This is a genomic window from Streptomyces sp. NPDC058371, from assembly GCF_042723265.1.
GTDB lineage: Bacteria > Actinomycetota > Actinomycetes > Streptomycetales > Streptomycetaceae > Streptomyces.
Genome location: NZ_JBHXJC010000004.1, coordinates 375,141 through 398,722 on the forward strand (window position 1 = coordinate 375,141; position 23,582 = coordinate 398,722).

Sequence of the window (23,582 nt, forward strand, 5' to 3'; positions counted from 1 at the left end):
CTCACGCCTCCGCGGCCGTCTCCTCCTCCAGCAGCTCTTCTGCCTCCTCCGGGAGGAAGCCCGGCAGCCACTCCTCCAGTTCGTCCCGAAGCCGCACCGTCGCGCCCAGTTGGCACAGGACGCCGATGGTGCTGAGGGTGACGCGGTGTATCAGGAGGTAGGACGGGGGGAGATTCAGTTGCCTGCCCAGCTGGTGGGCGGGGGAGCGGGGATCGGCGATGCGCGCGGCCTGGCTGCGCATCCAGCTACGGGTGAAGGTGAACTCGTCCGCCTGGGCCGGTTCGATGATGGGGATCAGATAGTCGAGGACGGCGTCGGGGGCCAGCTCTATCGACTCCTTGACGAAGCCCTCCGTGCAGAGCAGTTCGTAGACGGCGTCCGCCTCGCCGTCGAGGGTCATGCGCAGCGAGTCCCCGATCGTCGAGGGCAGCCCTCCGGGGAGTCGGTCGACCGTGCCGAAGTCCAGGACGCCCAGCCGCCAGCCGCTCTTCTCGTCGGGCAGGAGGCGGAAGTTGCCCGGGTGCGGGTCCGCGTGCAGCAGGCCCGTGCGGGCCGGGCCCGAGAACAGGAAGCGCGCCAGCAACTGGCCGGCGCGGTCGCGCTGCTCCTGGGTGCCGTCGGCGATGACCTCGGAGAGCGGGATGCCGTCGATCCACTCCGTCACCAGCACCTGCTCGCACTGGTGGACCACGGCGGGCACCAGCACATCCGGGTCCCCCGCGAACTCGTCCGCGTGTGCTGCCTGGGCCTGTGCCTCCAAGCCGTAGTCGAGCTCCTCGGACACCCGGTCGCGCAGCTCCGTGATCAGCGGCTTGATGTCCATACCGGGGATGAGCGGCCCGAGGAGACGGGCGAAACGGCTCAGCTGGGTGAGGTCCGACAGCAGGGCCGCGCCCGCGCCGGGGTACTGCACCTTGACCGCGACTTCTCGCCCGTCATGCCACACGGCGCGGTGGACCTGGCCGATCGAGGCGGCGGCCGAGGGCTTGTCGTCGAACTCCAGGAACAGCTCGGGCCAGTCGGCGCCGAGCCGCTCCTCCAGCACGGCGTGCACCGTCCGCGTCGGCATCGGCGGGGCGGCTTCCTGGAGCTTGGTCAGCGCAGCGCGGTAGGGCCCGGCGATCTCCTCGGGCAGCGCCGACTCGAAGACGGACAGGGCCTGCCCGAACTTCATCGCGCCGCCCTTGAGCTCGCCGAGCACCTTGAACAGCTGCTCCGCCGTGCGCTGTTGCAACTCGCGGCCGACGATCTCCGCGGACTTGCCGCCGATGCGTTTGCCAAGTCCCCACGTCGCCCGTCCGGCGAAGCCGAGCGGCAGCGCGGCGAGCTTGGCGGTCCGGGTGACCGCCTTCCGGGGAAGATCAGACATGCGCCCTCCAAGTCCCAGACAGCCGCGATGTGTGTGCCTGACGGCCTGACTTCGTCGACGGCTGTTGCTCCGCCATTGTCTCGTGCGGCTCCCCGTTCTCGGAGGGGTGTTCCTCTTTAGCTTTCTCCGCTGCGCCGCAGGGGCATGCGGGATGCGCCCAGATCGGGCGCGCGTGCCAGGTCAGAGAGGGTACGGAGGCCTCCCAGCGCGTACCCGTGCCGGAGGGTGACTTTCCGTCCAGAAAGGTGAGTGCGTGCGCGGCGGCCAGCCCGGCGACGGCGGTCGAGAGGGCCAGATCGCATGCCTGCGGGTGCCGGGCGCCTCCGGACCGCCACTGGGCGATCAGCCGTGGCCACGTCTCGTCCCGGTCGGCTCGCATCCGGTCCAGACAGCCGGCGCACCCGGTGTCGCCGGGCAGGACCAGAGGTCCGACCACACCCGTCCCCTCCACGACTCCCGCATAGAGATGGGGGGTGCCGGAGGCGATGAGGGGTTCGGCGGCGACCGGGTCGGGGGCGTGCACGGCGAGGCCGTCCCGAGGCGCCAGGATCACCAGGGACCAGCCGGACTCCTGCTCGGAGGACAACGGCTGCTCGCTCGACTCGGATGTCCGCGCGGCTCCCTCCGTGGTCGGCCGCCGCGCGTTCCTCGTCTGACCCGTCGCTCGCTCCGCTCGGCGGCGGGGCGGCCGGTCCGGTGCCGCGGCCCGGACGGCTCGCCGGGCGGCGTCGTCCCTGCGGTCGCCGATGGACTCGGCGGGCAGGCCGCCCGGGGCGACGTCCCACGGCTCGACGCGGCCGCCGTCGCGCACGTCGACCTCGCCCACCCCGGCACCCGCCAGCAGGGCGGCAAGGACCACGCCCACCCGGCCCGCGCCGCGCACCTGGACCCGCAGGGAGCGGCGGGCGGCCAGGCGTCTGATCCCCTCTCCCGGCGCGGGGGCGACCAGGGAGAGCGACGCGAGGTCGGGCCGCAGCCGGTCGAGGACGGCCTTCTTTCCGCGCAGCGCGTCGGCGGCCGGGCCCCCGCCCGTCGCGTCGTCCAGCAGGCCGGCCCCCGCCAGCCGCTCCACCAGTCCGTCGACGTGGCCGTCCGGCAGACCCATGCGGCGCCCCTCGTCGCGCAGCAGGGGCAGCCCGCGTGTCCCGTCGAGCAGGGTCAGGAAACTGCCCGTGGCCGTGTCCATCGGGCCCAGCACCATCGCGTGCGCCGGCGCCATCCCGAACTGCACCGTGTTGAGATCCCGCCAACCGCGCCGCAGCGCGGGTTTCACCATGGGATGCATGACCGGCCCCCGTAGCCCTCAGAGTGTCCCCGTGTGTCGGTGGACGGCAGCCCTGCTCCGCCGACGAGTGCCAGCATGCCCGCCCCGCCCGGATCGGTGCCGAAAGTTGTCCACAGGCCGTGGCGTTCGTCGTACAAATCCAGCGCACGGAGTGCGGATCGTCACCGAACCGTCCCGGAGGCGGGACTTCTCCCCTGTACAACGGGTAACGTCGGGGCGTGCCCGCCGACCCACTGCACCGCGCCGCAATGCCACAGCGCAGCACGACGAGCCTGCCGCCAAGCGGCTCGGGGGCGAGCGCGATCGAGGTTCGCAGGAGTGCTCGCCGTCGCAGGACGGTCTCCGCGTACCGCGAGGGTGATCGCACCGTCGTGCTCATCCCCGCTCGGATGTCCGAGGCGGAGGAGCAGCGCTGGGTGAGTGTCATGCTCGACAAGCTGGCGGCCCAGGAAAGCAAACGGATGCTCGGCGACCGCGAACTCGCCGAGCGCGCCGCTCGCCTCTCCGACCTGTACTTCGACGGTCGCGCCCGCCCGAAATCGGTCCGCTGGGTCACCAACCAGAACACGCGCTGGGGCTCGTGCACCCCGTCGGAGGGCAGCATCCGCCTCTCGCACCGCTTGCAGGGCATGCCCGAGTACGTCGTCGACTACGTCCTCGTCCACGAACTCGCGCACCTGCTCGTACCCGGCCACGGTCCCCGCTTCTGGCGGCTCCTGGAGGCCTACCCGCGCACGGAGCGTGCGCGTGGCTACCTCGAAGGGGTGGTCGCCGCCGACCGGCTGCCCCCTCAGCCCCCCGTGCGCGAGGAGTAGGACGGCCGGACACCGCTCTCTGTAGCCGGACCCCCCGTGCTGCCGGACACCGCCCTTTGCTTCCGCAGGCTGCCCCCTGCTGTCGCGGGCCCCGGAAGCGCGGTTTGTGTACCGGGTCTGTACCGGCTTGGTTCGCTCCCGGAGTTTGCCGTTAGCCTGACGCGACGCAGTCACATTCGGGATGGGGGACGGTCGTTACGCATGGCCAGGGAATTCCAACGCGGCCACAAGGCCAAGATCAGTGACCTCACCGCGGGCACCGATCTGTACGTAGGTGTGCAGATCACCGGCCCGGGGCTGAGCTTCGACATCAGCTGCTTCGGTCTGGACGCCGACGAACGGCTTTCGGACGACCGTTACTTCGTCTTCTTCAACCAGCCGAAGACACCCGAGGAGTCCATTCAGCTGCTAGGCGCCCAGGCCGGCGACGCGGAGTCCTTCCGCGTCACGCTCGACCGGATCCCGCCGCAGATCCAGAAGCTGTCGTTCACGGCGACGATCGACGGTGCGGGGCAGATGTCGCAGGTCGCCCCCGGGTATCTCCGTGTCGTGGCGGGCGGCGAGGAGGTGGCTCGGTACTCGTTCAACGGCTCGGAGTTCTCCACGGAGCGTGCCGTGATGCTGGGCGACTTCTACCTCAAGGACGTCTGGCGGTTCGCCGCCGTGGGGCAGGGCTTCGACGGCGGGCTGGACGCGCTGCTGAAGTACTTCGGTGGCGAGGTCGCCGAGGACGAGGCCGCCACGCCGGTACCGCAGCAGTCGGGGGCCGGCGCGTCGCCGTCCTTCGCGCCGCCCGCCCAGGCCGCCACGCCTCCCACGTTCGGCGCCCCCGCGCCCGCTCCGCAGCCCGCGGCACAGGGCTTCGCGCCGCCGCCGGGAGCCACTCCGCCCCCCGCGCCGGCGCCCGCGCCCTCGGTGCACGGCGCGCCGACGATCATCGCGCCCCTCACCCCGCCCGGCGGCGGCACCGTACCGCCGCCCGGTCCCGCGCCGTACGCCCAGCCGCCGGGGCAGCCCGGCCCGCTGCCCGGCTACGGACAGCAGCCGCCCGGCCAGACCGCGCCGATGCCGCCCGGCTACGGCCAGCCGGCGCCGCCCGCACCTCCCGGGTACGGGCAGACCCCGACGGCGCCGCCCGGTTACGGCCAGCCCACTCCGCCTCCGGGCTACGGGCAGCAGCCTCAGTACGGGCAGGTCCCCGGCCAGGCCGGTGCGCCGTCGCCGTACGGCGCTCCCCAGGGCGCGCCGCAGGGCGGTGCCGGTGTGTCCGCCGCGCTGCAGGCATTCAAGGAGACGCCCACCGGGCAGCGCTGGACCCAGCAGAACAAGAAGCTCGTCCGGGTCGACCTGGGCATCGGTGGTGACCAGGCCGTACTCGCCCGGCAGGGCAGCATGGTGCTCTACCAGGGCAAGGTCGACTTCAGCTACAAGGGCGCGGGCTTCGCCGGCCGGATCGTGGGCAACGCGACCGGTCAGGAGATGCAGCTGATGCGCTGTTCCGGCCGGGGGCAGGTGTTCCTCGCCGAGGACTCCACGATGCTGCATCCCATCGAGCTCCAGGGCGACGCGATCTGCGTTTCCGCGGAGAACGTCCTGGCGTTCGACGAGACGCTCCAGTACGAGGTGCGGAGGATCGAGGGCCACGGCATCCCCGGGGGCGCGCTGTTCACGATGCAGTTCCAGGGGACCGGCACCATCGTCGTCAAGACGCACGGCGCACCTGTCGTGCTGCCGGTGACGCCCACGACGTTCGCCGACTGCAACGCGGTCGTCGCATGGTCGGCCGCCGCCCAGGTGATCGTCTCCAGCCAGGTGCGGATGCGCCGCAATGCCTACCCGGGCGACACCGGCGAGAGCGTGAACCTCCAGTTCCGCGCCGCGCCGGGCAATTTCGTCGTCGTCCAGCCGTACGAGGTCTGAGGGAGCCCGTCATGAACCAGCCATTCGCGGGCTTTGCCCCGGCAGCCGTCACCGCGCGCATGGAGAACCACGGCAACCACATGCTGAAGGTCGCCATGCAGACCGGAAACGACCTCCTCGCGCGCGTGGGCTCGATGGTCGCCTACGAGGGGTTCGTCCAGTACGAGCCCAACCCGCCGGCCGTGCGCCAGATCGCGCGGGACTGGATCACCGGTGAGGGCGCGCCCCTGATGAAGTGCTCCGGAGACGGACTGCTCTATCTCGCCGACTACGGCGCGAACGTCGTCGTGATCAACCTCAACGGGGACGCGATCTCCGTCAACGCCACCAACCTGCTCGCCTTCGACGCCCACCTCACGTGGGGCGTCGAGCGGGTGAAGGGGCTCGCCAAGTTCGCGGGTCAGGGGCTGTGGAACACCAAGATCTCCGGCCAGGGATGGGTCGCGCTGACCTCCCGCGGCAAGCCGATCGTGGTCGACTGCGGCGGCGGCGAGGACGAGACGTACGTCGACCCGGACGCGCTCGTCGCCTGGTCTCCGAACCTCAAGGTCAAGGGCAAGCGCAGCTTCAAGGCGCAGTCGCTGATCGGGCGGGGCAGCGGCGAGGCGTACCAGATGGCGTTCTCCGGGCAGGGCATCGTCGTCGTCCAGCCCAGCGAGGACAGCACCGACCGCCTCCGGATCCGGGGCTGAGGGGGAGCAGGACACCATGCAGAGCTCGCTTTTCGGCTACAACGAGCAGCAGACACAGGAGCGCTACAGCCTGCAGAACTCGCAGATGCTGCGCGTCGTCCTGGAGGGGCACGACGACATCCTCGCCCGCAAGGGCACGATGGTCGCCTACCAAGGCCTGGTCGAGTTCGACGCCGAGTACCAGAACAACAGCCAGCACCGCGCACGTGCCTACACCGGTGAGGGCCTCAACCTGATGCGCTGCCATGGGCAGGGCTCGGTCTACCTCGCCAATCTCGCCCAGCACGTGCACGTCGTCGACGTGGACCAGGACGGCCTCACCGTCGACAGCAGCTACGTCCTGGCGATGGACTCCTCGCTGCACCACGACGTCATCGCCGTGGACAGCCAGTACGGCATCTCCGGGTCGGGCAAGTACCAGCTCAACATCACGGGACGCGGCAAGGTGGCCCTGATGACCTCGGGGATGCCCCTGATGATGCAGGTCACCCCGGACAAGTACGTCAACTGCGACGCCGACGCGATCGTGGCCTGGTCCACTGGTCTGCGGGTGCAGATGCAGGCCCAGACCCACTCCTCCGGGGTGTGGCGCCGTCGCGGCAACACCGGTGAGGGCTGGGAGCTCAGCTTCATGGGACAGGGCTACATCCTGGTCCAGCCCAGTGAGCTGCTGCCGCCGCAGAACGCGGCGATCGGGCAGGGGCTGCGCGCCCAGTACGGCATGGGCCAGCAGGGTGCCCACGCCCAGAACCAGGGCAACGCCTGGAGCTAGGTCCGCAGAAAAGGGCCCTCCAGTAGGGCGTCTGTAAGGGGCGGTCGCCATTGGCGACCGCCCCTTACACGTCCTCAATCCACTCCCCCGCAGTCGGCGCACCCGTCCAGCCCGACGAAGCACGCCGCGTCGTTGCGGCGGAGCGCCGTTCAGAGCCGCGCGCGGGTCGCCTCCAGCAGCCGTACGACCGACGCGTCGGCCACGCCCGCGACCTCGTCGTACGCGAACCAGCGCAGGTCCAGCGACTCGTCGCTGATCTCCTGCACGGACCCCGGGGCAGCCACGGCCGCGTACTGGACGTCGAAATGGCAGTGGCACGGGGGCGGAATGGGATGCCGGTCCAGGCGCACGGGCCCGCCCGGCAGCAGCGTCAGGCCGGCGATGCCCGACTCCTCCGTGGCCTCGCGCAGGGCCGCCTCCCGGAGCGTCGCGTCACCCGGCTCGCAGTGGCCGCCCATCTGAAGCCACCTGCGCAGCTTCTTGTGGAGGGTCAGCAGCACCCGGCCGTGCTCGGGGTCTATCACCAGGGCGCTCGCCGTCACATGTCCGGCCGTGCAGGCCTTCCACATGCCGTCCGGGTGCGCCTGAAGATGGTCGAGATAGGCCTGACGCAGCACTTCCTGGTCCTCGTACTCCTTCAGTACGAGGACGGCGTCGTCATGGAGGGTCACTCGGCGTCGTCGCCCTTGTCCTCGTCGTCCTTGGCCTCGTCCTTCTTGAGGTTCGGCTTGTCCGCGGGACCGGTACCGGTCCCGGTGCCGCCCGCCGCCTCGCCGAGCATCTTGTCGAGCTCGGAGAAGTCGATCTGCTCGCGGTGCACGAAGCCGTCCGGGTCGTCCAGGTCGGTGGAGGTCGGCAGCATGTCCGGGTGGGCCCACAGGCCGTCGCGGCCGTCGACTCCGCGCGCGTCCGTGAGGGAGGCCCACAGGCGCGAGGCGTCCCGCAGCCGGCGCGGGCGCAGCTCCAGGCCGATCAGGGTGGCGAACGTCTGCTCCGCGGGGCCGCCCGTGGCCCGGCGACGGCGCAGCGTCTCGCGCAGCGCGTCGGCGGACGACAGACGCGGCTTGGCGGCCGCGTGCACCACCGCGTCGACCCAGCCCTCGACGAGCGCGAGCGCCGTCTCCAGGCGGGCGAGAGCGGCCTTCTGCTCCGGCGTGTCCTCCGGCTGGAACATGCCCTGCTGGAGGGCGTCCTGCAGCTGCTCCGGATTCTGCGGGTCGAACTGGCCGACCACGTCCTCCAGCTTGGCGGTGTCGACCTTGATCCCGCGCGCGTACCCCTCGACCGCGCCGAACAGGTGCGAGCGCAGCCACGGCACGTGGGCGAAGAGGCGCTGGTGGGCGGCCTCGCGCAGGGCGAGGTAGAGGCGCACCTCCTCCTGGGGGATGCCCAGGTCCTTGCCGAAGGACTCGATGTTCAGCGGCAGCAGCGCGGCCTTGCCGGCCGGGCCGAGCGGCAGACCGATGTCCGTCGAGCCGACGACCTCGCCCGCGAGCACGCCCACGGCCTGCCCGATCTGCGTACCGAACATGGCGCCGCCCATGGAGCGCATCATGCCGATCAGCGGGCCCGCCATGGCCTGCATCTCCTCGGGCAGGACATCGCCCATGGCCGCGCCGACCCGCTCGGCGACCGGGTCGACGAGCTCCTTCCACACAGGCAGGGTCGCCTCGACCCATTCCGCGCGGCTCCAGGCCACGGCGGAGCCGGCGCCGGACGGCAGCGACGTCGCGTCGTCCAGCCACAGGTCGGCCAGGCGTACGGCCTCCTGGACCGCGGTGCGCTCAGCGGGGCCGACGCTGGCGTCCTTGGTGCCGTCAGGAGCGCCCTGGGAGACCGTCTGGCGGGCGATCTGTTTGGCCATGTCCCAGTTCACCGGGCCGCCCTCGTACGAGAGCATCTGGCCCAGCTGCTGGAACGCGGCGCCCAGGTCGTTGGGGTTCATGGAACCGAACATCGCTGCGAGCGGATTGTCGGCGCCGGGACCGCCGGCTCCGGGAAACCCGAAGCCGAGCGGGTTGGCCGGTCCCTGACCACCGCCGCTCTCCTGGTCCTTCTTCTTGCCCTCGTCGCCGTTCTCCGGCTCCTCCGGCGGAAGGCCGAATCCGAATGGGGTGTCACTCACGGGATTCCTCGGCTGGTAAGGCCGCCGGTTCTTTCCGACGGCGGCTGCCCGACAACACCACCCAGCGTAGACACCGCGAGCCGATCGGGCCTCGGTGCTTCGCCGACTCTTGGCCTGCGGCAGGATGGATGCCACCTGGTACGTACGCGTCACGCGCGTCCGTTACTGAAGACAACCGCTGGAGACGCCCGGTGAGTTCCCCAGATCCGCAGGTTCGCGCAGCGCGAAACCCTTCTACCAGCCCGGCCCCGCGCGGGCCCGTCGTCGCGGTCACCGGCGCCGCGTCCGGGATGGGCGCGCTGCTCACCGAGCGGCTGGCCGCCAGCGAGGAGATCAAGCAGGTCATCGCCATCGACGAGCGGCGTGGGGAGTGCGACGGCGCCCAGTGGCACATCCTGGACGTGCGGGATCCGGCGATCGCCGAGAAGCTGCGCGGTGCGGACGTCGTGGTCCATCTGGCGCTCGACCTGGACCTGGAGACCGATCCGGCGGCGCGGTCCGCGTACAACGTACGGGGAACGCAGACGGTGCTGACCGCGGCGGCCGCGGCCGGCGTGCACCGGGTCGTGCTGTGCACCTCCTCGATGGTCTACGGGGCGCTGCCCGACAACGAACTGCCGCTCTCCGAGGACGCGGAACTGCGGGCGACCGCCGAGGCCACCGGGGTCGGCGACCTCCTGGAAGTCGAGCGGCTCGCCCGGCGTGCGCCGCGTGCGCATCCCGGCCTCAACGTCACCGTCGTACGGCCCGCCGTCCTGGTCGGGGGCACCGACACGGCTCTGACCAGGTATTTCGAGTCGCCGCGCCTGCTGGTGGTGGCCGGCTCGCGGCCCGCCTGGCAGTTCTGCCACGTCGAGGACCTGTGCAGTGCCCTGGAGTACGCCGTTCTGGAGAAGGTCGACGGCGAGCTGGCCGTCGGGTGCGACGGCTGGCTGGAGCAGGAGGAGGTCGAGGAGCTCAGCGGGATCCGGCGGATGGAGCTGCCGTCCGCCGTCGCGCTCGGCGCGGCCGCCCGGCTTCACCGGATCGGGCTCACTCCTTCGCCCGCGGGGGACCTGGCCTACACGATGTACCCCTGGGTGGTGAGCGGCAGCCGGCTGCACGAGGCGGGCTGGCGTCCGCAGTGGACCAACGAGGAGGTCCTCGCGGAGCTCCTGGAGGAGGTCGCCGGGCGGCACACGGTCGCCGGACGGCGGCTCGGGCGCAAGGACGCGACGGCGGCGGGGGCCGCGGGCGCGACCGTCGCCCTGCTCGGTACGGCGGCCCTGGTGCGCCGGGCCCGGAAGGCGCGACGCAGGATCTGAGCGACGGCGACCGGGAATGTGCGGCGGCCTTCGGGATCCCGGGACCGACGGGCGTGTCGGGGCTCCGCTGCCAGGACCTCGAAGCACCCGGCGCCCGCGCACCAGTACACGCCGGCTGGGGACGGAACCGCCGGGTCGCCTCCCCTGATCAGCGGCGACTGCCACTGACGGGACCCGTCGCCGCCACGGACGCCCTCCCTGTAGAAGGCTCCAAAGCCGCACGCGCGTGTGCCGGGTGAAAAGGCTATTTCGTCGGGTCGGCGGGGTGCGGCACGATGGGGGCATGGCACCTACCAATGACCACCCCGGTGAGCAGGGCGCGCAGGACCCGATCCGGCTGCTCGCCGTCCGGGAGACGCCCCTGTCCCTGGACGAGGTCTTCCGGGCCGTGGGGGACGACGCCGCCGGCGGTACCGCGCTCTTCGTGGGGACCGTGCGGAACCACGACGGCGGTGCCGACGTCGACGAGCTGGGGTATTCGTGCCACCCCAGTGCCGAGACGGAGATGCGGCGGATCGCCGAGAAGGTGGTCGCCGAGTATCCGGTACGCGCCCTGGCCGCAGTCCACCGTGTGGGTGACCTGGCCGTCGGAGACCTCGCGGTCGTCGTCGCCGTGTCGTGTCCGCACCGCGGCGAGGCCTTCGAGGCGTGCCGCAAGCTGATCGACGACCTCAAGCACGAGGTGCCGATCTGGAAGCACCAGAAGTTCTCCGACGGTACGGAGGAGTGGGTCGGCGCCTGCTGAACCCGCCCCGGGCCCTCCGGTTGCGTAACCGCACCCCTGGCGCGAGCGTTACTTCTGCGGATGGTTAATCTGCTGATCAGTCAGTTGCGGTCGCTCACGGGGTTGGGAGGTCGGCATGGCGGCGCTCGCCTGGTTGCTGATTCCGCTTTTTGCTGCGATCGGCGCCGGCCTGTGGGGAAGTTGGGCCAACCGGAACCGCAAGACGGCGGGAGACGGCATTGAGCTCGCGGGATACACGCGGTTCCGCGAAGCCATGGAGAAGCCCGACGCAGTGGTTGAACCGGAACCCCACTCGGGCGGCTGAACCCCGCTCCAGTCGGGTGGCCGACCCCGCGGGTCCGCCTCGTACGGGCGCCCCGGCGGTGCGCTGTCAGGGTGGTCCCGTACTGTCGTTCCATGCCACGCCGCACCGCGACGATGCTCGCCTCCACCCTGATGCTGATCGCGCTCCTGTGCGCGGGTGTGTTCATCAAAGTGCCCTACTCGGAGATGTCACCGGGCCCGACGGTGAACACGCTCGGCGAGCACGGCGGCGAGCCGGTGCTGCAGATCGCCGGTCACAAGACGTATGCCACGACCGGTCACCTCAACATGACGACGGTCAGGGTCACCAGCGCCGACTACAACATGAACCTCGTCGAGGCGGTCTACGGATGGCTGGCGCACGACAACAAGGTCCTGCCGCACGACACGCTCTACCCCGACGGCAAGACGGAGGAGCAGTCGACCCAGGAGAACGCCGAGGAGTTCAGCCAGTCCCAGGAGAGCGCCAAGGTCGCGGCGCTCAAGGAGCTGGACATCCCGGTGACGTCCTGGGTGATCGTCTCCACGGTCCTCAAGGACTCCCCGGCCGAGGGCAGGCTGCACGCGGGTGACGTGATCAAGGCCGTCGACGGTACGGCGGTGAAGGCGCCCGACGACGTCGCGAAGCTCGTCACCAAGCACAAGGCGGGCGAGAAGGTCGACTTCACGATCGTGCCCGCCAAGGACCGGGCCGCCGCCGAGAAGGAGCACAAGACGGCGACCGGCACCAAGGACGTCACGATCACCACCGAGAAGTCCGACGACACGGGCAAGGCGCGCGCGATCGTCGGCATCTCGGCCGGGACCGATCACACGTTCCCGTTCACGATCGACATCAAGCTCGCCGACGTCGGCGGTCCGAGTGCGGGTCTGATGTTCGCGCTCGGCATCGTGGACAAGCTGACTCCGGGGAGCCTCACCGGCGGCAGGTTCGTCGCGGGCACCGGCACCATCGACGACGACGGCACGGTCGGCCCGATCGGCGGCATCGAGATGAAGACCGTCGGTGCGCGGGACAAGGGGGCCCAGTACTTCCTGACGCCCAAGGACAACTGCGCGGACGCCGTCCAGGACGTCCCCAAGGGGCTCACGCTCGTCAAGGTGAACACCATCGACGACGCGATGAACGCCCTGGAGGACATCCGTACCGGCAAGCCCGCCGACCTGCCGAAGTGCACGGCCAAGTAGTCCGGCAAGCAGTCCGACAGGTCAGCACGGCCGAGTGGTCCGAGGCGTCAGTCCGCGAACGTCGCCGACAGCGCCTCGGCGAGGCCGGGCACCAGGTTCGAGCCGGTGAGCACCTCCGTCGGCGCGTCCTTCTCGCGCAGCCGCAGCGCCGAGTCGCGCGTCCCGTCGCGCAGGACACCGACCGTCATACGGACCTCCTGACGGCCCGGGTGCTCGGCGACCCACTGGGTGAGCTTCTTCTCGCTGAGGCCCTCGGGGACCGAGGCCTCGGCGGACGGCGGCAGCATCAGCCGCTCCACGGTGAGCGCGCAGCCGACGACCGCGTCCGGCCAGGCGATGGTGCCGAGAAACTCGTCGAGCGGCTTGCCGGCCGGGATCTCATCCTGCTCGACGGGGGTGAGACCGACGGTCTTCTGCTCGTCTTCCAGGCCGAGCTGGGCCGCGAGACCGGGTTCCTGGGTCCGCAGTCGCGCGGTGTCTACGAGGGCGAAAAGGCGAGCGGGCTGGTCCCAGCCGAGGCCGGATGCGTACTCGTCGATCTCGAGTACGGCCCGGGTGAGCGGGCTCGCTGCCATGGGAGTGTTGGACATGGTCACAATCCTGCCTCGGAAGTACCCCGAACCGGGAACCGAGTAAAGCGTGAGTAAGTTGCATAGGTGAGGCTCCACGATCACGGAGCCTGGCCAATGGTCCGCGTTCACGGGGGCCTGACGGATCAACAGCGAACTTCGAGGTGCGCACCTTGGCTTTCCAGATGCCGGACCGCGGCGGAGGCCCGACGGGTCCACGGATCAGAGTGGGCCGCCCGTCCCGGCGCGTCCGGACCCTGCTGATGACGCTGGGCGTCCTGGCCGTACTGGCCATGGCGTTCACCATGTTCGCGGGATTCTGGACGGACTGGCTCTGGTACCGGTCGGTCAACTACTCGTCCGTCTTCACGACCACGCTGTGGACCAAGATCGGACTCTTCTTCGTCTTCGGCCTGCTGATGGCGGCCGCCGTCGGGGTGAACGTCTGGCTGGCGCACAGGCTGCGGCCACCGCTGAGCGCCATGTCGATGGAGCAGCAGAACCTCGACCGGTACCGCATGGGCATCGCGCCGTACAAGAAGTGGCTGCTGCTCGCGGTCACCTCCCTGGTCGGGCTGATCGCCGGCGCGTCCGCCGCGGGCCAGTGGCGCACATGGCTGATGTGGGTCAACGGAGTGCCCTTCCACCAGAAGGACCCCCAGTTCCACCTCGACGTGTCGTTCTACGCCTTCGACCTGCCCTGGTACCGCTTCCTGCTCGGCTTCGGCTTCGCGGCCGCGGTGCTGTCGCTGATCGCCGCCGCGCTGACGCACTATCTGTACGGCGGGCTGCGCATCACCAGCCCGGGTGCGCGCGCCACGGCCGCGGCCACCGGGCACCTCTCGGTGCTCCTCGGCATCTTCGTGGCGCTGAAGGCGGTCGCCTACTGGCTCGACCGGTACGGGCTCGCGGTGAAGTCCAGTGACTTCAAGGCGACCGGCAACTGGACGGGCCTCAGGTACGTCGACGCCAACGCGTATCTGCCCGCCAAGACGATCCTGTTCTGCATCGCCGTCATCTGCGCCGTGCTGTTCTTCGCCACGCTGTGGCGGCGGACCTGGCAGCTGCCGGTGATCGGCTTCGGCCTGATGGTCCTCTCGGCGATCCTCATCGGCGGGCTGTACCCGGCGATCGTCCAGAAGTTCCAGGTCCAGCCGAACGAGCAGGCCAAGGAAGCCCCGTACGTCGAGAAGAACCTGAAGGCGACCCGCGAGGCCTACGGCATCGACGGCGCCCAGGTCTCCGAGTACGCGGGCAAGAGCGACACCACGGACAAGACCAAGCTGCGGGACGACGCCAACGACACGGCGAGCATCCGTCTGCTGGACCCGAACATCGTCTCGCCGACGTTCCAGCAGCTGCAGCAGATGAAGGGCTACTACGCCTTCCCGACCAACCTGGACGTCGACCGGTACAGCAAGGACGGCAAGGACCAGGACACGGTCATCGGTCTGCGTGAGCTGAACCTCAGCGGCATCCCGAAGAACAACTGGATCAACGACCACTTCCGCTACACCCACGGCTACGGCGTGGTCGCGGCGAAGGGCACCACCGCCGACGCCGACGGCCGGCCGGTCTTCACCGAGTCCGACATGCCGTCCGTGGGCGACCTCGGGTCGTACCAGCAGCGGATCTACTACGGCGAGAAGACCAGCCAGTACTCGATCGTCGGCGGTCCCCAGAAGGAGATCGACTACTCCGACGACAACGGCGAGAAGACCACCAGCTACAAGGGCAAGAGCGGGGTCAACCTCTCCAACCCGCTCAACCGTGCCGCGTACGCGGTGGCCTTCAGCGAGCCGCAGATCCTCTATTCGGGCGCGATCGGCGAGGGTTCCCGGATCCTCTACAACCGCACACCGAAGGACCGTGTCGAGGCGGTGGCGCCCTGGCTGACCATTGACGGCGACGCCTACCCGGCCGTGGTCGACGGGAAGATCCAGTGGATCGTCGACGCCTACACGACCACCAACGGCTATCCGTACGCGTCCCGCACCACCCTCGGTGACACCACGGCGGACTCGCTGACCGCGACCAACAACCAGCGTGCGGTGGTGGCTCAGCAGAACCAGGTCAACTACATCCGCAACTCGGTGAAGGCAACCGTCGACGCGTACACCGGCGAGGTCAAGCTCTACCAGTGGGACACCAAGGACCCGGTCCTGAAGACCTGGATGAAGGCGTTCCCGAACACGGTCAAGAAGAAGACCGAGATCTCGCAGTCGCTCATGGACCATCTGCGGTACCCGCAGGACCTGTTCAAGGTCCAGCGCGAGCTGCTGACCCGCTACCACGTGAAGGACGCGCAGACGTTCCTGAGCGGCAGCGAGGTGTGGCAGGTCCCGGACGACCCGACCAACAAGTCCGGCAACGCGGTGCCGCCGTACTACCTGAGCATGGCCATGCCCGACCAGCAGGCACAGGTGTTCTCGCTGACGACGACGTTCACGCCGAACAACCGGGACAACCTGAGCGCCTTCATGTCGGTCAACGCCGAGGCGGGCACCAGCGATTACGGCAAGATCAGAGTTCTGAAGCTGCCGACGAGCAGAACCGTCGACGGGCCCAAACAGGTCCAGAGCCAGTTCAACTCCGAGCAGGACATCGCCGAGTCGATCAGGCTGCTGAGAGGTGGTGACTCGGAAGTCGAGTACGGCAACCTGATGACGGTGCCACTCGACGGAGGGCTGCTCTACGTGGAGCCCGTCTACGTACGCGGTGGTGGACTCAAGTACCCGCTGCTGCGCAAGGTGTTGGTGACCTACGGCGGCAACACGGCCTTCGAGGACACGCTCGGCCAGGCGCTCAACAAGGTCTTCGAGGCGGACGGTACGACCACGCCACCACCTGACGAAGGCACCACCAAGCCACCCACGTCGAGCAATCCGACGGTCCAGGCGGCGCTCGACGACGCCCAGAAGGCCTTCGACCAAGGGCAGGAAGCCCTCAAGAAGGGTGACTGGGAGGCGTACGGCAGAGCGCAGAAGGATCTCGAGAGCGCGCTGCAGCGGGCCAAGGACGCGCAGGCCAAGGCCGACAAGGCCGGTGGCAGCAGCAAGAACAGCGACAAGCCCAGCGTCAAACCCAGCGACAAGGCTTCGAGCAGCGGCTGAGTCAGGGGCCACCTCGCGCCGTGGTACGGTTGAAACACAACGGCGCGGGGTGGAGCAGCTCGGTAGCTCGCTGGGCTCATAACCCAGAGGTCGCAGGTTCAAATCCTGTCCCCGCTACTGAAAAGCGAAGGCCCGGATCCTCCAGGATCCGGGCCTTCGTCGTGTGCGCGGACGGGGTCTGGGCAACGCGTTGATCCTGCACGCGGTACGGACGTCTGTGCGGGGTGTACGGGCGACTCGCCTGAAGGCCGCCTGATGCGGGGAGAGTTGGGAGTTCTGTGTTTGACTTGTCTCTCTGTGGGCATGTCGACAAAACGCTGAAGTGACCTCACTGACTGCGGTATACCAGGTGTACCCGGGTTGCAGGTGGTGCGACGATGGACGTTATGGGGGACAAGGCAACTCTGTTGGAGACAGGGCGTTTTGTGCAGCAATCCGACCGGGACGAAACCGGCGAAGCTGTAGAAGAGGCACGGCAACGGCTCGCCGCGGAAGCCGGCGACGTCGAGGCGATGAGTGTCCTCGGAGCCATGCTCCTGCGCCGTGGTGATCTCGACGGAGCCGAGCCTCAGCTGCGTGCCGCCACCGCCGCCGGGGACCGGGCCGCCGCCAACAACCTGGGTGTCCTCCTGCATCAGCGCGGGTACGCCGACGAGGCCGCCGGCTGGTGGCGGATCGCCGCGGTCGCGGGTTCCGCGGCCGCCGCGCACGCGCTCGGGCGCCATCACCGCGAGCGCGGCGACGAGCCCGCCGCCGAGTACTGGCTGCGTCAGTCCGCGGAGCAGGGGCACTCCCTCGGTGCGTACGCGCTCGCGGACCTGCTGGAGCACCGCAGCGATGTCGGTGCGGAGCAGTGGATGCGGGTGGCCGCCGAGCGCGGGCACCGCGAAGCGGCGTACCGGCTGGCGCGCGCGCTCGACCGGAAGGTCGCGGACGCGGGCGAGGCCCGGGCCGAGAACGGCGTCATCGGGGCCGGCGGCGCGGAGGCCGAGCAGTGGTACCGGCAGTCCGCCGCGCGTGGGCACCGCCGGGCCGCGCTCCACCTCGGGGCGATCCTGGAGAAGCGCGGGGACCTCAAGGAGGCCGGGCGCTGGTATCTGACGTCCGCCAAGGACGGGGAGGCGCGCGCCGCCTGTGCGCTCGGGTTCCTGCTGCGGGATGCCGGCGACCCCGAGAGCGCCGCCGTGTGGTGGCTGCGCGCCGCCCAGGACGGAGACGGCAACGCGGCCAACGCGCTCGGCGCGCAGCACGCCGAGCGCGGCGAGACCCAGACCGCCGAGCGGTGGTACCGCGCGGCGATGGACGCGGGCGACGTGAACGGCGCGTACAACCTCGGTCTGCTCTGCGCCGAGCAGGGGCGCACCGCCCAGGCCGAGCAGTGGTACCGCAGGGCCGCCTACGCCGGGCACCGCGAGGCCGCGAACGCGCTCGCGATCCTGCTGCTCCAGGTCGGTGACGCGGCCGGGGCCGAGCCGTGGTTCTCCAAGGCCGCGGAGGCGGGCAGCGTGGACGCCGCTTTCAACCTCGGCATCCTGCATGCCGGCCGCGGGACCGAGGAGGACGAGGCCGCCGCGCTGCGGTGGTACGAGCGCGCCGCTGCCGCCGGGCACACCGATGCGGCGTTGCAGGTCGCCATCGCGCGGCTGCGTGACGGGGACGAAGCCGCCGCGGAGCGGCATCTGCGCTGTGCGGCGGGGGGTGGCAGCATTGAGGCGGCGTACCGGCTCGCCGCCGTGCTCGACGCGCGGCGCCCGCCGACGCCCGCGCACGAACTCGGTGAGCCCGCGCACGAGAAGAGCGAGTGCGAGGAGTGGTACGAGCGGGCGGCGTCCCACGGGCACCGGCGCGCGCAGGTGCGGGTCGGGATGCTGGCCGCCGCGCGGGGCGATGTCGTGGAGGCGGCTCGGTGGTACCGGGAAGCGGCCGAGGCGGGCTCCCGGAACGGGGCCTTCAACCTCGGGCTGCTGCTCGCCCGGGAGGGCAGCGAGCCGGAGGCCGCCCTGTGGTGGGCGCGGGCCGCGGATGCGGGGCACGGGCGTGCGGCCTTGCGCCTCGCCCTCGTCTACGCCCGGTCCGGCGAGCTCGCGGAGGGCCAGCGCTGGGCCGACCGCGCCGTGACACTCGGCCCGGCGGAAGTCTCGGAACGGGCGGCCCGCCTGCGGGATGCCTTGAGGCAGGAGCTGTCGGCGTAGGGAGCCGGCGGTTGCTCGCCATCTCCAGTCCGGGCACCCGCCCGGGCCGGCACGCGGCGCGGACGGGCGCCCGGCCGGCCACGCGGGGCGCCGGCTGGGGGGCTGCTCGGGCACGCGGGGTGTCTGTTCAGGCGTGAGGTGCAGGCGTCGGCCTAGCTGCGAGGTGCGGGCGCCTGCTCGGGCCCACGGGCCGCCTGCCCCGGCACGGGCTGGGTGCCTGCTCAGGCCTGAGGTGAGGCCGCCTGCCTTGGTGCCGGCTCGGCACCCGGTGGGCTCTGCTCGGGCTCCCGGTGCGGGTGGCTGGGCGCGGGACTCGGTGTGCCGGCATGGCGGGTGCCCAGGGCGGGTGCGGGCGGCTGCGCGTGGCACTCGGTGTGCCGGCAAGGGCGCTGACCCGCACGGAGCTGCGGGAAAGCGATTTGCGTTGCTCCATGGTGCTGACGTAACGTTCAGTTCATCGCCGCGGGGTGGAGCAGCTCGGTAGCTCGCTGGGCTCATAACCCAGAGGTCGCAGGTTCAAATCCTGTCCCCGCTACTGAAGGCCGAAGGCCCGGAACCATTGGTTCCGGGTCTTCGGTGTATCCGCGTGCAGGCAGGTCGCCGCATCGCCGTGCAGGCGGGCAGCCGTACCGCCGTACAGGCGTGTTCCAGGTCGCCGTGTCGCTATGTCGATGGCCGGTGGCCCACCGCCTCCGCGTACAGGGAGCGGTCCACCGCCTTCGACTCCGGGACCGGAGGCCCGTCGGAAACGCCCGCCGCGCGGTACGCGGACTGGAGGCGGTCCGTGGTGCCGGCCCGGATCTCCCAGTCCATGCGCAGGGACGGGGTGGAGCGGAGGACGGAGGGATCCGTTTTCAGGAGCTTCGCGAGGGATGTGACGAAGCTCTCGTCCTTCTTGTAGTCGCCGGCGAAGTACGTGCTGATCGTGCGGACGTACGCGCGCAGGAGTGCGACGCCCGCGTCCACGTCGTCGTGCAGGAGCGTACGGCCGTAGAGCATGCCGCCCAGCGGCTCGCCGGCGGGCTGGCCGCCCAGGAAGGCGTACCGGGAGTCGCCGTCGACCTGGCGCCAGACCGGGTCGAGCAGCCAGGCCGAGTCGACGCCACCGTTCTGGAGGGCGGTGAGGACGTCGGCGGAGCCCAGTTGCTGGAACCGGATCTTCTCCAGGCCCCCGCCGTGCCGGACCAGGGCCAGCGGGACCGCGATCGCGAGCGCGAGTTCGAGCGTGCGGCGCCGGCGATGGGTGCGGCCGGGGTTCAGCTCCTGGGGGCCCGGGCGGCGGACCAGGACCGATTCGCCCGGGGAGTCGACGACCGTCGTCATGCCGGCACCGCCTCCTTGCGCAGCAGGTCCCACAACTGGCTCTTCAGAGCCTTGAATTCGGGGGTCGCGCGGATGTCGCCCGTGCGGGGACGGGGGAACGGCGGGCGGTGCTCGGCGATGAGGCGGCCCGGACGGGCGGACATCACCAGGACACGGTCGCCGAGGACGATCGCCTCCTCCAGGCTGTGCGTGATGAAGAGGGTGGTGGTGCGGGTCGCCTGGGTCAGGTCGAGGAGTTCGTCCTGGAGGATGGTGCGCAGCTGGGCGTCCAGCGCGGCGAACGGCTCGTCCATCAGCAGGATTTCGGGCTCGACCGCCAGCGCGCGGGCGATCGCCACCCGCTGGCGCATCCCGCCGGAGAGCGTCGCCGGGTAGGCCTGGGCGAAGTCGGCCAGGCCCATGCGGGTCAGCCAGTCGGCCGCGCGCGCGTCGGCCTCGCGGCGCGGGACGCGCTGGATGTCCAGGCCGAAGCGGACGTTGGCCTGGACGGTCTTCCAGTCGTAGATGCCGTAGTCCTGGAAGATCATGGCGGCCGGGCGGGGACCGCGGGCGCGGATCTCCATCCGCCCCGAACTGGGCCGCAGTAGGCCCGCGGCGATGCGCAGAAGCGTGGACTTCCCGCAGCCGGAGGGGCCGACGATGCAGACGAACTCGCCGGGGGCGACGGTCAGGTCGAGCGGTCCCAGGGCGTCCACCGCCCGGGAGCCCCGGCCGAAGGTACGGGTCAGATCGAGGGCGCTGAGTTTCGGGTGCGGGTCTCCCACGGGGTCTCCTCGCGGAGTGCGGTACGGACTGGTGGGCGCCGCCGACCATATGACGGACCGTCAGATTCGGGAAGTCCGTACGCAGCAGAAAGCCCCGGCGCCTCCGGGGGGCAGCGGAAAGCCCCGGCGCCTCCGGGGGGCAGCGGAAAGCTCCGGCGCCTCCGGGGGCAGTGGAGAGCCCCGGCGCCTCAAGGCGGTAGCGGAGAGCCCCGGCTCCTCGAGGCGGTAGCGGAGGGCCCTGGCGCCTCCAGGCGGTAGCGGAAAGCCTCGGCACCTTCAGGTGCCGCAACGGCAGGCCCCCGCGCTTCCACGTGTCGCAGCGGAAAGCTTCGGGGCCTCCAGCGGTAGCGGAAAGCCCCGGCACCTGGAGGTGTCGGGGCTTTCGAAGGCTCGGAGGGCGGGGTCAGGCGGCCGCGCAGTTCGGGCAGACGCCGCGGTACGTCATCTCGACGTCCGAGACCGTGAAGCCGAAGCGCTCGGAGTCCGGGAGGTCGGCGAGCGGGTTGCCGCTCGGGTGCACGTCACGGATCGCGCCGCACTGGGCGCAGACCAGGTGGTGGTGCGGCCGGTGCGCGTTCGGGTCGTACCGCTTGGCGCGCTTGTCGGTGGCGACTTCCAGCACCTCGCCGAGCGAGACCAGCTCGCCCAGGGTGTTGTAGACGGTCGCCCGGGAGATCTCGGGCAGCTTCACGACAGCGCGGGCATGCACCTCGTCGGCCGTCAGGTGTACGTGATCGCCGTCGAGAACCTCGGCCACGACACGGCGCTGCGAGGTCATCCGCCATCCGCGGCCGCGCAGTCGTTCCAACAGGTCACTCATGCGGACCAGCTTAACAGCAAGGGGACCAGTTCCCGAATGGGTGTGACTTTGGAACTTTGCTTGACTTAGACAGAGTCCATTGTAGGATCGATCCTGGCTTTGGCCCAGGGGCAGGACTGGCAGGAATGACACAGGAGGCGCACGTGACGCAGGGACCGCTTACGACGGAGGCCGGCGCGCCGGTGGCCGACAACCAGAACAGCGAGACCGCGGGCGTCGGCGGGCCCGTCCTCGTCCAGGACCAGCTGCTCCTGGAGAAGCTCGCGCACTTCAACCGTGAGCGGATCCCGGAGCGTGTCGTCCACGCCCGTGGCGCCGCCGCGTACGGCACCTTCACGCTGACCCGTGACGTCTCGCAGTGGACCCGCGCGAAGTTCCTCTCCGAGGTCGGCAAGCAGACCGAGACGTTCCTGCGGTTCTCCACCGTCGCCGGCAACCTCGGCTCCGCCGACGCCGTGCGCGACCCCCGCGGCTTCGCGCTGAAGTTCTACACCGAGGACGGCAACTACGACCTCGTCGGCAACAACACCCCGGTGTTCTTCATCAAGGACGCCATCAAGTTCCCGGACTTCATCCACACGCAGAAGCGCGACCCGTACACCGGCTCGCAGGAGGCGGACAACGTCTGGGACTTCTGGGGGCTCAGCCCCGAGTCCACCCACCAGGTGACCTGGCTCTTCGGCGACCGGGGCATCCCGGCCTCGTACCGCCACATGAACGGGTACGGCTCGCACACGTACCAGTGGAACAACGAGGCCGGCGAGGTCTTCTGGGTCAAGTACCACTTCAAGACCGACCAGGGCATCAAGAACCTGACGACCGAAGAGGCCGTCGACGTCTCCGGGCTCGATCCCGACTCGCACCAGCGTGATCTGCGGGAGTCCATCGAGCGCGGCGAGTTCCCGTCCTGGACCGTGCAGGTGCAGATCATGCCGGCGGCCGAGGCGGCCCAGTACCGCTTCAATCCGTTCGACCTCACGAAGGTCTGGCCGCACGAGGACTACCCGCCGGTCGAGATCGGCAAGTTGGAGCTCAACCGCAACCCGCAGAACATCTTCGCCGAGGTCGAGCAGTCGATCTTCAGTCCGGCCCACTTCGTCCCCGGCATCGGGCCCTCCCCGGACAAGATGCTCCAGGGCCGCCTCTTCGCCTACGGGGACGCGCACCGCTACCGCGTCGGCATCAACGCCGACCACCTGCCGGTGAACCGCCCGCACGCCACCGAGGCGCGCACCAACGCGCGTGACGGCTTCCTGTACGACGGCCGGCACAACGGCGCGAAGAACTACGAGCCGAACAGCTTCGGCGGACCGTTCCAGACGGACCGCGCGCTGTGGCAGCCGACGCCGGTCACCGGAGTCACGGGCAACAGCGAGGCTCCCGTCCACGCCGAGGACACCGACTTCGTCCAGGCGGGCAACCTCTACCGGCTGCTGTCCGAGGACGAGAAGGGCCGCCTGGTCGACAATCTGGCGGGCTTCATCTCCCAGGTCTCGCGCGACGACATCGCCGAGCGCGCGATCAACAACTTCCGCCAGGCGGACGGCGACTTCGGCAAGCGGCTGGAAGCCGCCGTCCAGGCCCTGCGCGGCTGATCACCAGCACTGGAACGCTTGTCGTTGAGGGCGGGCCGGATCCCCTGTCGGGGGTCCGGCCCGCTGTTGTGTGCTCAGGTCGGGTCGGGCGGGTGCGCTCAGGCCGGTGCGTGCGGGTGTGCTCAGTTCCGGCCAGGGCGGTGCGGTCAGGCCGGTGCGTGCTGACGGGCCGGGACCCAGCAGCGGATGATGTCGCGGACCGAGACGATCCCGACCGGTCCGCTCGCGTCGAGCACGATCAGATGCCGGAAGCCGCCGTGCGTCATGGCGGCCGCCGCGTCCTCCAGGGTCCAGGCCGGGGCGGCGAAGACGACATCGGTGATGGTGTGGGCGCCTGCGGTCTCACTGTCCGGATTCTGGCCCAGGGCCAGCGAGTTGAGGATGTCGCGCTCGGTCAGGATTCCGAGGCCGCTGGACTCCTCGTCGAGGACGACGGCCGCGCCGACGCGGCGCGCCGACATCAGCCGGGCCGCCTGGCGGAGGGTGTGTGCCGGGCCGATGGTGAGGACCACCGTGCTCATGGCGTCGCGGACGAGCATGGGATGGAGCCACCTCCTTGGTGAAGCGCCAAGAGAAGCGATTCACAAGTTCACAAGTGGGGGGACTCTCAGGGTGGCAGTTAAAGGGAGGGTCAACAAGAGGGCGCGTGAGGTGAGTTCAGGGGCGCCCGTGGATCACTGGTGCGGCC

The 23,582-nt window shown here is 70.4% G+C and carries 19 protein-coding genes, 2 tRNA genes and 1 pseudogene; 13 read left to right on the top strand and 9 right to left on the bottom strand.

Annotation, left to right across the window (positions count from 1 at the left end):
- Position 1 precedes the first annotated feature (1 nt).
- Both ACFWM2_RS16415 and ACFWM2_RS16420 read right to left on the bottom strand, forming a co-directional pair.
- Entirely contained in the window at positions 2 to 1,369 is a 1,368-nt protein-coding gene (locus ACFWM2_RS16415; RefSeq protein ID WP_383279252.1) for an ABC1 kinase family protein, read from the bottom strand.
- Positions 1,362 to 2,654 (bottom strand): TOMM precursor leader peptide-binding protein, encoded by a 1,293-nt coding sequence (locus ACFWM2_RS16420; protein ID WP_383279255.1) that lies wholly within the window; start codon positions 2,652 to 2,654, stop codon positions 1,362 to 1,364. Before ACFWM2_RS16420 ends, ACFWM2_RS16415 begins: the two co-directional genes overlap by 8 nt.
- A gap of 218 nt (positions 2,655 to 2,872) precedes the next feature.
- Between ACFWM2_RS16420 and ACFWM2_RS16425 the strand changes: the two genes are divergently transcribed.
- The 4 genes from ACFWM2_RS16425 (at position 2,873) to ACFWM2_RS16440 (ending at position 6,853) form a co-directional block, all read left to right on the top strand.
- Positions 2,873 to 3,469 (top strand): M48 family metallopeptidase, encoded by a 597-nt coding sequence (locus ACFWM2_RS16425; RefSeq protein WP_383279258.1) that lies wholly within the window; start codon positions 2,873 to 2,875, stop codon positions 3,467 to 3,469.
- Between the two features lie 201 nt (positions 3,470 to 3,670).
- Positions 3,671 to 5,389 (top strand): TerD family protein, encoded by a 1,719-nt coding sequence (locus ACFWM2_RS16430; protein WP_383279261.1) that lies wholly within the window; start codon positions 3,671 to 3,673, stop codon positions 5,387 to 5,389.
- An 11-nt stretch (positions 5,390 to 5,400) separates the two neighbouring features.
- On the top strand, positions 5,401 to 6,081 hold the full coding sequence (locus ACFWM2_RS16435) for an AIM24 family protein (RefSeq protein ID WP_383279264.1): 681 nt from the start codon (positions 5,401 to 5,403) through the stop codon (positions 6,079 to 6,081).
- 16 nt (positions 6,082 to 6,097) lie between these two features.
- Positions 6,098 to 6,853 carry an AIM24 family protein gene (locus ACFWM2_RS16440; RefSeq protein WP_383279267.1) on the top strand — a complete coding sequence of 252 codons (756 nt, stop codon included), beginning with the start codon at positions 6,098 to 6,100 and terminating at the stop codon, positions 6,851 to 6,853.
- A 149-nt stretch (positions 6,854 to 7,002) separates the two neighbouring features.
- On the opposite strand, the gene ACFWM2_RS16445 is transcribed toward ACFWM2_RS16440, so the two are convergent.
- Complete coding sequence (locus tag ACFWM2_RS16445; RefSeq protein WP_383279270.1) at positions 7,003 to 7,524, bottom strand: NUDIX hydrolase; 522 nt, start codon at positions 7,522 to 7,524, stop codon at positions 7,003 to 7,005.
- Entirely contained in the window at positions 7,521 to 8,978 is a 1,458-nt protein-coding gene (locus ACFWM2_RS16450; RefSeq protein ID WP_383279273.1) for a zinc-dependent metalloprotease, read from the bottom strand. The genes ACFWM2_RS16445 and ACFWM2_RS16450 overlap by 4 nt, the downstream gene beginning before the upstream one ends.
- 191 nt (positions 8,979 to 9,169) lie before the next feature.
- Here ACFWM2_RS16450 and ACFWM2_RS16455 point away from each other — a divergent pair, with 191 nt between their 5' ends.
- The 4 genes from ACFWM2_RS16455 (at position 9,170) to ACFWM2_RS16470 (ending at position 12,518) form a co-directional block, all read left to right on the top strand.
- The gene (locus ACFWM2_RS16455) at positions 9,170 to 10,282 is read left to right on the top strand and encodes an SDR family oxidoreductase (RefSeq protein WP_383279276.1); all 1,113 of its coding nucleotides are present in this window, start codon (positions 9,170 to 9,172) and stop codon (positions 10,280 to 10,282) included.
- A gap of 283 nt (positions 10,283 to 10,565) precedes the next feature.
- A complete protein-coding gene (locus ACFWM2_RS16460) occupies positions 10,566 to 11,027 on the top strand; it encodes a molybdenum cofactor biosynthesis protein MoaE (protein WP_383279279.1) in 462 nt (153 codons plus the stop codon).
- Between the two features lie 115 nt (positions 11,028 to 11,142).
- Complete coding sequence (locus ACFWM2_RS16465) at positions 11,143 to 11,331, top strand: hypothetical protein (protein WP_383279282.1); 189 nt, start codon at positions 11,143 to 11,145, stop codon at positions 11,329 to 11,331.
- 92 nt (positions 11,332 to 11,423) lie between these two features.
- Positions 11,424 to 12,518, top strand: coding sequence for a PDZ domain-containing protein (locus ACFWM2_RS16470; RefSeq protein WP_383279285.1), 1,095 nt, complete (start codon positions 11,424 to 11,426; stop codon positions 12,516 to 12,518).
- 47 nt (positions 12,519 to 12,565) lie between these two features.
- Here the strand turns inward: ACFWM2_RS16470 and ACFWM2_RS16475 are convergent, their stop codons facing one another.
- Positions 12,566 to 13,108, bottom strand: a complete 543-nt coding sequence (locus ACFWM2_RS16475) for a PPA1309 family protein (RefSeq protein WP_383279288.1) — start codon at positions 13,106 to 13,108, stop codon at positions 12,566 to 12,568.
- Positions 13,109 to 13,272: 164 nt separating this feature from the next.
- On the opposite strand from ACFWM2_RS16475, the gene ACFWM2_RS16480 reads away from it, so the two are divergent.
- From ACFWM2_RS16480 to ACFWM2_RS16495, 4 genes are all read left to right on the top strand, one after another.
- Positions 13,273 to 16,200, top strand: a complete 2,928-nt coding sequence (locus tag ACFWM2_RS16480; protein ID WP_383279793.1) for a UPF0182 family protein — start codon at positions 13,273 to 13,275, stop codon at positions 16,198 to 16,200.
- 43 nt (positions 16,201 to 16,243) lie between these two features.
- Positions 16,244 to 16,317, top strand: a tRNA-Met gene (locus ACFWM2_RS16485).
- A gap of 260 nt (positions 16,318 to 16,577) precedes the next feature.
- Positions 16,578 to 18,392, top strand: a complete 1,815-nt coding sequence (locus tag ACFWM2_RS16490; RefSeq protein WP_383279291.1) for a tetratricopeptide repeat protein — start codon at positions 16,578 to 16,580, stop codon at positions 18,390 to 18,392.
- Between the two features lie 461 nt (positions 18,393 to 18,853).
- Positions 18,854 to 18,927: transfer RNA gene (locus ACFWM2_RS16495), tRNA-Met, on the top strand.
- Positions 18,928 to 19,055: 128 nt separating this feature from the next.
- Here the strand turns inward: ACFWM2_RS16495 and ACFWM2_RS16500 are convergent.
- From ACFWM2_RS16500 to ACFWM2_RS16510, 3 genes and pseudogenes are all read right to left on the bottom strand, one after another.
- Positions 19,056 to 19,598 (bottom strand): annotated as a pseudogene (locus tag ACFWM2_RS16500) (hypothetical protein); the annotation flags it as partial.
- A 113-nt stretch (positions 19,599 to 19,711) separates the two neighbouring features.
- A complete protein-coding gene (locus tag ACFWM2_RS16505; RefSeq protein ID WP_383279294.1) occupies positions 19,712 to 20,479 on the bottom strand; it encodes an ABC transporter ATP-binding protein in 768 nt (255 codons plus the stop codon).
- 403 nt (positions 20,480 to 20,882) lie between these two features.
- Positions 20,883 to 21,299 (bottom strand): Fur family transcriptional regulator, encoded by a 417-nt coding sequence (locus ACFWM2_RS16510; RefSeq protein WP_383279297.1) that lies wholly within the window; start codon positions 21,297 to 21,299, stop codon positions 20,883 to 20,885.
- A gap of 125 nt (positions 21,300 to 21,424) precedes the next feature.
- Between ACFWM2_RS16510 and ACFWM2_RS16515 the strand changes: the two genes are divergently transcribed.
- Positions 21,425 to 22,894 (top strand): catalase, encoded by a 1,470-nt coding sequence (locus ACFWM2_RS16515; protein ID WP_383279300.1) that lies wholly within the window; start codon positions 21,425 to 21,427, stop codon positions 22,892 to 22,894.
- Positions 22,895 to 23,040: 146 nt separating this feature from the next.
- Here the strand turns inward: ACFWM2_RS16515 and ACFWM2_RS16520 are convergent, their stop codons facing one another.
- Positions 23,041 to 23,433, bottom strand: a complete 393-nt coding sequence (locus tag ACFWM2_RS16520) for a cyclic nucleotide-binding/CBS domain-containing protein (RefSeq protein WP_383279303.1) — start codon at positions 23,431 to 23,433, stop codon at positions 23,041 to 23,043.
- Positions 23,434 to 23,582: the final 149 nt, after the last annotated feature.

Bases quoted from the DNA above. Each gene is read 5' to 3' on its own strand.
- ACFWM2_RS16440 (WP_383279267.1), top strand. From the start codon at position 6,098: ATGCAGAGCTCGCTTTTCGGCTACAACGAGCAGCAGACACAGGAGCGC.
- ACFWM2_RS16415 (WP_383279252.1), bottom strand. From the start codon at position 1,369: ATGTCTGATCTTCCCCGGAAGGCGGTCACCCGGACCGCCAAGCTCGCC.
- ACFWM2_RS16460 (WP_383279279.1), top strand. From the start codon at position 10,566: ATGGCACCTACCAATGACCACCCCGGTGAGCAGGGCGCGCAGGACCCG.
- ACFWM2_RS16490 (WP_383279291.1), top strand. From the start codon at position 16,578: ATGGACGTTATGGGGGACAAGGCAACTCTGTTGGAGACAGGGCGTTTT.
- ACFWM2_RS16420 (WP_383279255.1), bottom strand. From the start codon at position 2,654: ATGCATCCCATGGTGAAACCCGCGCTGCGGCGCGGTTGGCGGGATCTC.
- ACFWM2_RS16515 (WP_383279300.1), top strand. From the start codon at position 21,425: ATGACACAGGAGGCGCACGTGACGCAGGGACCGCTTACGACGGAGGCC.
- ACFWM2_RS16510 (WP_383279297.1), bottom strand. From the start codon at position 21,299: ATGAGTGACCTGTTGGAACGACTGCGCGGCCGCGGATGGCGGATGACC.
- ACFWM2_RS16465 (WP_383279282.1), top strand. From the start codon at position 11,143: ATGGCGGCGCTCGCCTGGTTGCTGATTCCGCTTTTTGCTGCGATCGGC.
- ACFWM2_RS16430 (WP_383279261.1), top strand. From the start codon at position 3,671: ATGGCCAGGGAATTCCAACGCGGCCACAAGGCCAAGATCAGTGACCTC.
- ACFWM2_RS16520 (WP_383279303.1), bottom strand. From the start codon at position 23,433: ATGCTCGTCCGCGACGCCATGAGCACGGTGGTCCTCACCATCGGCCCG.
- ACFWM2_RS16435 (WP_383279264.1), top strand. From the start codon at position 5,401: ATGAACCAGCCATTCGCGGGCTTTGCCCCGGCAGCCGTCACCGCGCGC.
- ACFWM2_RS16470 (WP_383279285.1), top strand. From the start codon at position 11,424: ATGCCACGCCGCACCGCGACGATGCTCGCCTCCACCCTGATGCTGATC.
- ACFWM2_RS16475 (WP_383279288.1), bottom strand. From the start codon at position 13,108: ATGTCCAACACTCCCATGGCAGCGAGCCCGCTCACCCGGGCCGTACTC.
- ACFWM2_RS16480 (WP_383279793.1), top strand. From the start codon at position 13,273: ATGCCGGACCGCGGCGGAGGCCCGACGGGTCCACGGATCAGAGTGGGC.